This is a genomic window from Agathobacter sp. LCP21S3_B2 (assembly GCF_052118705.1).
Classification (GTDB): Bacteria; Bacillota; Clostridia; order Lachnospirales; family Lachnospiraceae; genus Roseburia.
Window position 1 is genome coordinate 1 of record NZ_JBQKGQ010000035.1, and the last position, 6,820, is coordinate 6,820.

General features: G+C 44.9%; 11 protein-coding genes. All 11 read left to right on the top strand.

The window, feature by feature from the left end; all coding sequences use genetic code 11:
• The first annotated feature begins 103 nt into the window (after window positions 1–103).
• The 11 genes from ACTQ1L_RS15020 (at window position 104) to ACTQ1L_RS15070 (ending at window position 6,458) form a co-directional block, all read left to right on the top strand.
• Window positions 104–1,195: a hypothetical protein gene (locus ACTQ1L_RS15020; protein ID WP_441368047.1), complete on the top strand. Its 1,092-nt coding sequence runs from the start codon at window positions 104–106 to the stop codon at window positions 1,193–1,195.
• A 364-nt stretch (window positions 1,196–1,559) separates the two neighbouring features.
• Window positions 1,560–2,945: an RNA-directed DNA polymerase gene (locus ACTQ1L_RS15025; protein ID WP_441368049.1), complete on the top strand. Its 1,386-nt coding sequence runs from the start codon at window positions 1,560–1,562 to the stop codon at window positions 2,943–2,945.
• Window positions 2,854–3,180, top strand: coding sequence for a hypothetical protein (locus ACTQ1L_RS15030; RefSeq protein ID WP_441368051.1), 327 nt, complete (start codon window positions 2,854–2,856; stop codon window positions 3,178–3,180). The genes ACTQ1L_RS15025 and ACTQ1L_RS15030 overlap by 92 nt, the downstream gene beginning before the upstream one ends.
• 1 nt (window position 3,181) lies before the next feature.
• Window positions 3,182–3,334: an XkdX family protein gene (locus ACTQ1L_RS15035; protein WP_441368053.1), complete on the top strand. Its 153-nt coding sequence runs from the start codon at window positions 3,182–3,184 to the stop codon at window positions 3,332–3,334.
• Entirely contained in the window at window positions 3,331–3,576 is a 246-nt protein-coding gene (locus ACTQ1L_RS15040; RefSeq protein WP_101874790.1) for a hypothetical protein, read from the top strand. The genes ACTQ1L_RS15035 and ACTQ1L_RS15040 overlap by 4 nt, the downstream gene beginning before the upstream one ends.
• Window positions 3,566–3,871 (top strand): hypothetical protein, encoded by a 306-nt coding sequence (locus tag ACTQ1L_RS15045; protein ID WP_055287287.1) that lies wholly within the window; start codon window positions 3,566–3,568, stop codon window positions 3,869–3,871. Before ACTQ1L_RS15040 ends, ACTQ1L_RS15045 begins: the two co-directional genes overlap by 11 nt.
• Window positions 3,872–3,922: 51 nt before the next feature.
• Window positions 3,923–4,276 carry a hypothetical protein gene (locus ACTQ1L_RS15050; RefSeq protein ID WP_441368055.1) on the top strand — a complete coding sequence of 118 codons (354 nt, stop codon included), beginning with the start codon at window positions 3,923–3,925 and terminating at the stop codon, window positions 4,274–4,276.
• Window positions 4,273–4,647 (top strand): hypothetical protein, encoded by a 375-nt coding sequence (locus ACTQ1L_RS15055; RefSeq protein WP_173816735.1) that lies wholly within the window; start codon window positions 4,273–4,275, stop codon window positions 4,645–4,647. Before ACTQ1L_RS15050 ends, ACTQ1L_RS15055 begins: the two co-directional genes overlap by 4 nt.
• A complete protein-coding gene (locus ACTQ1L_RS15060; RefSeq protein ID WP_441368057.1) occupies window positions 4,631–4,996 on the top strand; it encodes a hypothetical protein in 366 nt (121 codons plus the stop codon). The genes ACTQ1L_RS15055 and ACTQ1L_RS15060 overlap by 17 nt, the downstream gene beginning before the upstream one ends.
• Window positions 4,993–5,799, top strand: coding sequence for an SH3 domain-containing protein (locus ACTQ1L_RS15065; RefSeq protein ID WP_441368059.1), 807 nt, complete (start codon window positions 4,993–4,995; stop codon window positions 5,797–5,799). Before ACTQ1L_RS15060 ends, ACTQ1L_RS15065 begins: the two co-directional genes overlap by 4 nt.
• Before the next feature lie 11 nt (window positions 5,800–5,810).
• The gene (locus ACTQ1L_RS15070; protein ID WP_441368060.1) at window positions 5,811–6,458 is read left to right on the top strand and encodes a hypothetical protein; all 648 of its coding nucleotides are present in this window, start codon (window positions 5,811–5,813) and stop codon (window positions 6,456–6,458) included.
• The last annotated feature ends 362 nt before the right edge of the window (window positions 6,459–6,820 follow it).

The following is a 6,820-nucleotide window of genomic DNA, read 5'->3' on the forward strand; positions in this document are numbered from 1 at the left end:
GGCAGGGGTATGGATATCCTGACGATGAGTATTTCTTTTTAAAACTCATTGATATGAGCAGAGTTGATTATGTGAGGAATCCTAAATCCCATAAGTTTTGTGATTGAGCCTGAATTATTCTGCCGGACGATTCGATTTCGGAGACTGGGGAGATGTCTTTTTCGTAAAGAACAATTATCCGGCAATGGTAAAATATGACGGTACAGAAGATTATAAACTCGACCCGAACGACCACACAAAGAAAGCAGACGGAACAACGGCATCCGATGTCGCAAACACGGCATACGAAGGAAACGCAATGAGCGTATTCGATGGCAGCGGTGACAAGGGCAAGATTTGGCTCTCACAGTTTGAAATCGGAAACTATGAGTACATGATTATTTCAAACGTCCAGTACGATGAATCATACAACGATGACGCATATGTCAGAGAGGACGGTTCACATGCAGACAAACTCTATTTCCCGATGTTTGGCGGTTCATATGATGGAACACGCCTCCGTTCACTTGCAGGACAGACGCTCATGTATAACACAAACGCATCAACAGAGATTGCAAGAGCAAAGGCAAACGGTAGCGGATGGAATATCGGCTCATGGAGCAAAAGAAACCTGTTGAATTGTATGCTCAAGATTATGTCAAAGACAGATAATTCACAGGCAGCGTTCGGACAGGGTCAGACATCCGGATATGTTGATAATGCATCACAGAATTACGGACACCTTGCGACCGGAACGCTCAAGGACAAAGGACAGTTTTTCGGATATAACGACACAACTCATGAGGTCAAAGTGTTCTATATGGAAAAACCGTGGGGCAACCGTTGGGATAGAATCAACGGTCTGTTGATGGTAGGCGGTGAAATCCTTGCAAAGATGACACCTCCGTACAATCTGACAGGAAAGGACTTTGAAAAGGTCGGAATCACATTCGCATCATCCGGCAACGGTTATCAGAAAGGAACAAAGTCAAGCAGATTCGGACGCATTGTCAATTCAATAGGTGGCAGCAGCAGCACATACACATGTGACTATTTTTGGTGGAATGCCGGAATTACTGCGGTCGCCCTTGTCGGCGGTAGCTGTGCCGATGGCGAGTCCTGCGGTGCGGATTACTTGAATTTGAGCATTGATGCGGGCGGTGCGATCTGGTACATCGGTGCGTCCGTTTTCTTAGAACAGCCTATCGCTGCGTAAGCAGCAGGGGGAGGAACGGAGGGGGAACGCCTCCGCTATTCCCGCCGTTAGGCGATGTGGTCGTTTTTAGAAAAATGAATATAGGGATATAGGGTGCGGTGTCGGGCGGTGTTCATGCTCCCTGCGGTCGCCCTTGTCGGCGGTAACTGTAACAATGGCGAGAACTGCGGTGCGGATTACTTGAATTTGAACAATGATGCGGGCAATGCGAACTGGAACATCGGTGCGTCCAATTTCTTCTCATATCGGAGCGTTTAATCAAATGCAGCCTATATCCCACGCCACAAGGCGAAAATCATTCCGGATATAGGGTCGGTTGAGTAAGCATCCGCACAAAAACCGATAGGAGATAAGAAAATACTATATGAGAAGTTACAACAACCTATATGAACCAATGTTACAAGACGACTACATAAAACAGTGTTTTATAAATGCATCCAAAAAGAAAAAGAACAGGAATGATGTGCGGGAGGTATTAGAGAACCTCAATGAACACACAGAACTCTTGAAAAAGATGTTGACAGAGGAGTTGTTCATTCCGGACTATCACAAACCGAGCATCATCAACGAGAGCAGCAGCAAGAAAACACGCCGTATATTGAAACCACATTACAAATATGAGCAGGTTGTTCACCATTGTGCAATAGGTCAGTTAAAACCGATTGTGATGAATGGATTGTATGAATTTTCGTGCGGGAGCATTCCGGACAGGGGTGTCCATTACGGAAAGAAGTACATGAGAAAATGGCTTGATTCATACGACGGAAAGAAATTCTTTGTTCTCAAGATGGATGTTCACCATTTCTTTGAATCCATAAACCGGAGAATCCTCAAAAGGAAACTCAAAGAGGTAATTCGAGATAAACGGTTTTATAGATTACTCTGCATACTGATTGAACATGACAAAATAGCACTCGTTGCAAAGGTTTTGACGGATGCAGGTGTTGAGATAGATGCAGAGCAGACGAAAACACTTGTCGGATGCATAGCATTTGACGACATCTCCGGAGCGTTGGAGATATTGCAGGAAATCGGCATCACAGGAGCGATGTTCGATGAACTGAAAGAAATTATTGAGGAGATGCGAAAAGGCGTTCCGTTGGGATATTTCACATCACAATGGTTCGGCAATTTTTACTTGAAAGCACTCGACCACTACATCAAAGAGGAACTCCATGCAGAACATTACATGCGATACATGGACGACATGGTGATACTGGGAAAGAGCAAAAAGAAACTACACAAAATACATGCAGCAATCGAAACATATCTGAATGACAACCTTGACCTTGAAATAAAAGGCGATTGGCAGGTATTCAGATTTGAATATCCGGTATTTGATAAAGGCGGGAATCCGGTACTTGATAAAGACGGAAAGCAGGTCACAAAGGGTCGTATGCTTGATTTTATGGGATTTCAATTTCACCATGACCGGACAACCATCCGGAAATCAAACATTGAGGCTGCGAGACGCAAGGCAAACCATATCTCAAAGCAGAATAAAATCTCATGGTATAACGCATCGGTGATGTTGTCATATATGGGGTTGTTCAAACACACGGACACATACAACTATTACATTGATTACATCAAACCAAAAATCAATGTTAAGAAACTCAAGAGGATAGTTTCAAAGCATAGCAGAAAGGAGAACGAACATGACAGACTGGAAAAAGGTGGCAGGAACACAGCCGGACAAGCCGGAGGAGGTCGACAGGACATCGTCGCCGTCAACGGTTTACCTGCGTAAGAACATCGAACAGGTGACAAGAGAGGTTGAGGGCAGCGACGGAAAGATGCAGACAGTGACCGAATGGCAGTACGACGAGAAAGAAATGACAGTCAAGGAATATGAGAACATGGCACTCATGAAGTCAGTCGTCGAGGAGAACACATCCGGAATCGTCGAATCAGTGACACAGTTTCAGAAAGATGCAGTCATTGACGAATACACACAGCAGTTGATTGAGGAGGGGTTGATTTAGTATGAAAATACTCGTTGAAAGTCTCAAAAGAATGTACAAAAAAGGCACTCTCACAAAGGAACAGATTTCCGAGCGTGTCACAAAGGGTAGTATTTCAGCAGATGAATATGAATACATCACAGGAGAAAAATTCTCCAACGGTGATACAGAATGAGTCCGCTTGAAATAATATCACGATTGTGTGATGTGACGGAAAATCTATCAGCAATCGTGAAAAAACAGCAAACAATCATTGAACAGTCGAAAATCGAGGAGGCGGTCAGAGCGGAACTCCGGCAGGAGGTAGAGGAGACAGACAGGGAGATGGATGTTCTAGAATATCACATGCGGAAATATTGCGACACCGACGACATCGAGGCGACAGAGTTCGGAAAGGAGAACGCCGTTGACGATTGAGGTTTCCTTGCTAATCTCCGGAGTGTCGGTTGCATTCGCAATCTTTTTCGGAATCTGCTCAAAGCAGAGGAACGACAAAAAAGACACACAGGAAGAAACGGAGAGACGAGCAGAAAATGACACAATGGTGGTTGTGAAACTTGAGAACATCGCAGACGACATCAAGGACATCAAACGGGAATCAAGAGAGAACCGTGAGGAGATGAAACAGTTGAGAGAGCGTGTTGTAATTGTGGAACAGTCACTCAAGAGTTATCACAAGAGACTGGACGGAGAACAGCATTCCGACCGATAACAGGAGGGCAGGAAACGGGCAAGAATCAACCTCACAGAAAAGAGGCAATACATGAGAATGACAGAACAGGAACGACGCATCAGAATCCGGCATCTGAAAAGAATGCATCGGATAAGAGAGCGAAAAGAGAGACATGACAAAAAGGTGTCCGGTCTGTTCATGAAACGTGTTGTATTCACTTTGATTCTTGCAGCATTTATCTTTACAGTTGTGATGATATTTGTGTTTTTGCGGATGGGTTCAGAACCGTCGACACTGATTGAGAATGTATTCAGATTTCTTTCAGTTGAGGGCGGTGCAATGGCACTCATTAAGTCCGTGAAAACGGTCAAGGGAACAAAGTCAAACGGAAAAATACAACACAATGACGAACCGGAACAGGATGACGAGGAGGTACAAGGATGAAATACATCGTCGAGAATTGGTTTGTGATTGTGGGTCTGATTGCGGTATGTGCAGCGGGAGGATATGCAGTATATGTTTTCGTGAAAATGCCGTCAGACAAACAGTTGAACAAAGTGAGAGAATGGCTGCTCTATGCAGTCACAAAGGCAGAAAAGGAACTGGGAGGCGGTACAGGTCAAATCAAACTGCGATATGTATATGATATGTTTGTCGCACGGTTCGCATGGCTTGCGAGAGTGATTTCTTTCGAGGCTTTTTCAATGATGGTCGACGAGGCACTTGAGAGAATGAAAAAGATGCTTGAGAGCAACAAGGCGATGCAGACGCTTGTGAGCGGTGAGGCAGGTGAAACGGTTGAAAAGGATATGTGATTTTGCAACCGGAAACGTACACACAATCGTGCTGATATATGCAATCGTCGCTGTCATCGTATGGGTGGCGGTAAATCTGTATTTTTGGAAAATTTCTTTTGATTTAGACAGAGAAATTCGGGAAGAAATGAGAGAATACAGGGATTGCTATTCTGACACGGACGAGGCAAAATTCGGGAAACACATAACAAGGTTGACCGGATTCATTATTTCGATTCCTGCTGCGGTGATGTGGTGGTGTACACCTCTAATCGTGGCGGGATTGATGATATATGACAAGATACAAGAAAAGAATCCGGAATTGTGCGGATTCAAAGCAGACGATTTTGACAAGGAGGAAAACAAATGATTTCAAATTGCGGACATGACGAAAACGGAAGATACTCCGGAGGAAAAGCCGGAGACCAAACAGGTACAGAGTGGCGGGTTATAAATTGGTATAGTAGACCGTGGAAATGCGTTCTCCGTCACCCGAACGCAAAAGTGAGAGCGATGATTGCGAGCATGGCAAAGGCAGCAGCAGTCAACAATAAAATCGGATATGACCAGTCAGAGAGATACACGTTTTGGGAGCATCTAAAAGCATCAAATTATGACCCTGCACAGATTACAGTCGCATGTGAGGCAGACTGTTCATCCGGTGTCGCTGCAATCGTAAAAGGTGCAGGTTACAGACTGGGGATTGACGCACTGAAAAAGGTGAGTACGGCATGTTATACCGGAAACCTGCGAGCAGCACTCAAGGCAGCAGGATTCGAGGTACTGACAGAAAACAAATATCTGACATCGGATGCGTACTTGCTTGCAGGAGATATTCTGTTGAATGATGGTGCTCACACAGCAACAAACCTCACAGACGGTGCAAAGTCATCCGGAGCGGGAGCATCCAACACAACACCAGTCAAGAGCAACACAAAGGTTGATGTTGCACACGGATTCGACAAGAGCCTTGCAGGAACATACAAAGTGACTGCATCCGGATTGAATCTCCGTGCGGGAGCAGGAACAGGAAAGTCAATCCTTGCGGTAATGGAAAACGGTGAGAAAGTCCAGTGCTATGGATATTATAACGACCACAACGGCGTGAAATGGTTGTATGTGGTTTACAAGAACATTGTCGGATATGCGTCAAGCAAGTATTTGAGCAAATAGGAGGGATAATCATGTTATACTATTTAGGCAAAGGAACAGAGTTCAAGAAAGAGGACTGCAAAGAGTACAAGAAACTTGATGCAGCACTCAAGGCAGCAGCAAAGGACGAGAGCCTCATTGTTTGGGATGAAACAGGAAAGGTCATCGGTTCACTCACGGATGATGTTCCGGAGGGAGCGTTGCAGACGAATCCGGACGGCAGCATTCCGACGTTCAATGAGGACGGAACACCTGCGGGAACAGTAGACAGTGAGACCGTGGCAGCAGTCACCGGAGACAATGAGCAGGAAACACAGCAGGAGAACGCAGAGGACGACGAGAACGCCTCAAACGAGGACAAGGTGACAAATCCACCGACCGAACAGGAAAACGGCGAAAATGGAGCAAATACGGAGGCAGACAAGGCAACAGAGGACGAGCAGGAGGACAAGGTAATCATCCCACAGGGCAAAATGAGAGTGACTGTCGTTTGCGATGGTTCACTCAACATCAGACGTTCAGCAGCGTGGGGCAATGATAACATCTGCGGTCGTGCTATCAGAGGACAGTCATATTATGTAAAAGAGATTCATGTTGTGAACGGAAAGAAGATGGTCAGAACAATCGGCGACCTTTACCTCTCCGGAGAATCGGAGCATGTACAATTCGAGCAGTTATGATATAATAAAACAACGGGAAACAAGACGAGGTTTTATGTGTAAAACACAGGTAACGAACAAATGCTTGAAAAATGCCCGAAAATAGGCGTTCGGAGTTATCAAAACGTTAACAAAGAGATAGGATTTCAACAATCCAGTGCGTCTTATGACGCTTCAGAAAAGTATATTACACCTCAGGACTTTTTGTCCTGGGGTGTTTTTTTGTAAGAACTGTGGTACAATAAATAAAGAAGATTCTACATATAAAATATCCTGAATTATTCACGGCAGTATAAGCGTGCACAAAATCTACCGTAGTTGCCATTACAACCACTCCCAATACCTCACCTTTCCAGAAGATAGCCTAAAAAAGGGCAGACTTC

What these genes read in the sequence shown, in the direction of transcription:
- ACTQ1L_RS15065 (WP_441368059.1), top strand. Translation starts at nt 4,993, where the DNA reads ATGATTTCAAATTGCGGACATGACGAAAACGGAAGATACTCCGGAGGA.
- ACTQ1L_RS15055 (WP_173816735.1), top strand. Translation starts at nt 4,273, where the DNA reads ATGAAATACATCGTCGAGAATTGGTTTGTGATTGTGGGTCTGATTGCG.
- ACTQ1L_RS15035 (WP_441368053.1), top strand. Translation starts at nt 3,182, where the DNA reads ATGAAAATACTCGTTGAAAGTCTCAAAAGAATGTACAAAAAAGGCACT.
- ACTQ1L_RS15050 (WP_441368055.1), top strand. Translation starts at nt 3,923, where the DNA reads ATGAGAATGACAGAACAGGAACGACGCATCAGAATCCGGCATCTGAAA.
- ACTQ1L_RS15030 (WP_441368051.1), top strand. Translation starts at nt 2,854, where the DNA reads ATGACAGACTGGAAAAAGGTGGCAGGAACACAGCCGGACAAGCCGGAG.
- ACTQ1L_RS15025 (WP_441368049.1), top strand. Translation starts at nt 1,560, where the DNA reads ATGAGAAGTTACAACAACCTATATGAACCAATGTTACAAGACGACTAC.
- ACTQ1L_RS15040 (WP_101874790.1), top strand. Translation starts at nt 3,331, where the DNA reads ATGAGTCCGCTTGAAATAATATCACGATTGTGTGATGTGACGGAAAAT.
- ACTQ1L_RS15070 (WP_441368060.1), top strand. Translation starts at nt 5,811, where the DNA reads ATGTTATACTATTTAGGCAAAGGAACAGAGTTCAAGAAAGAGGACTGC.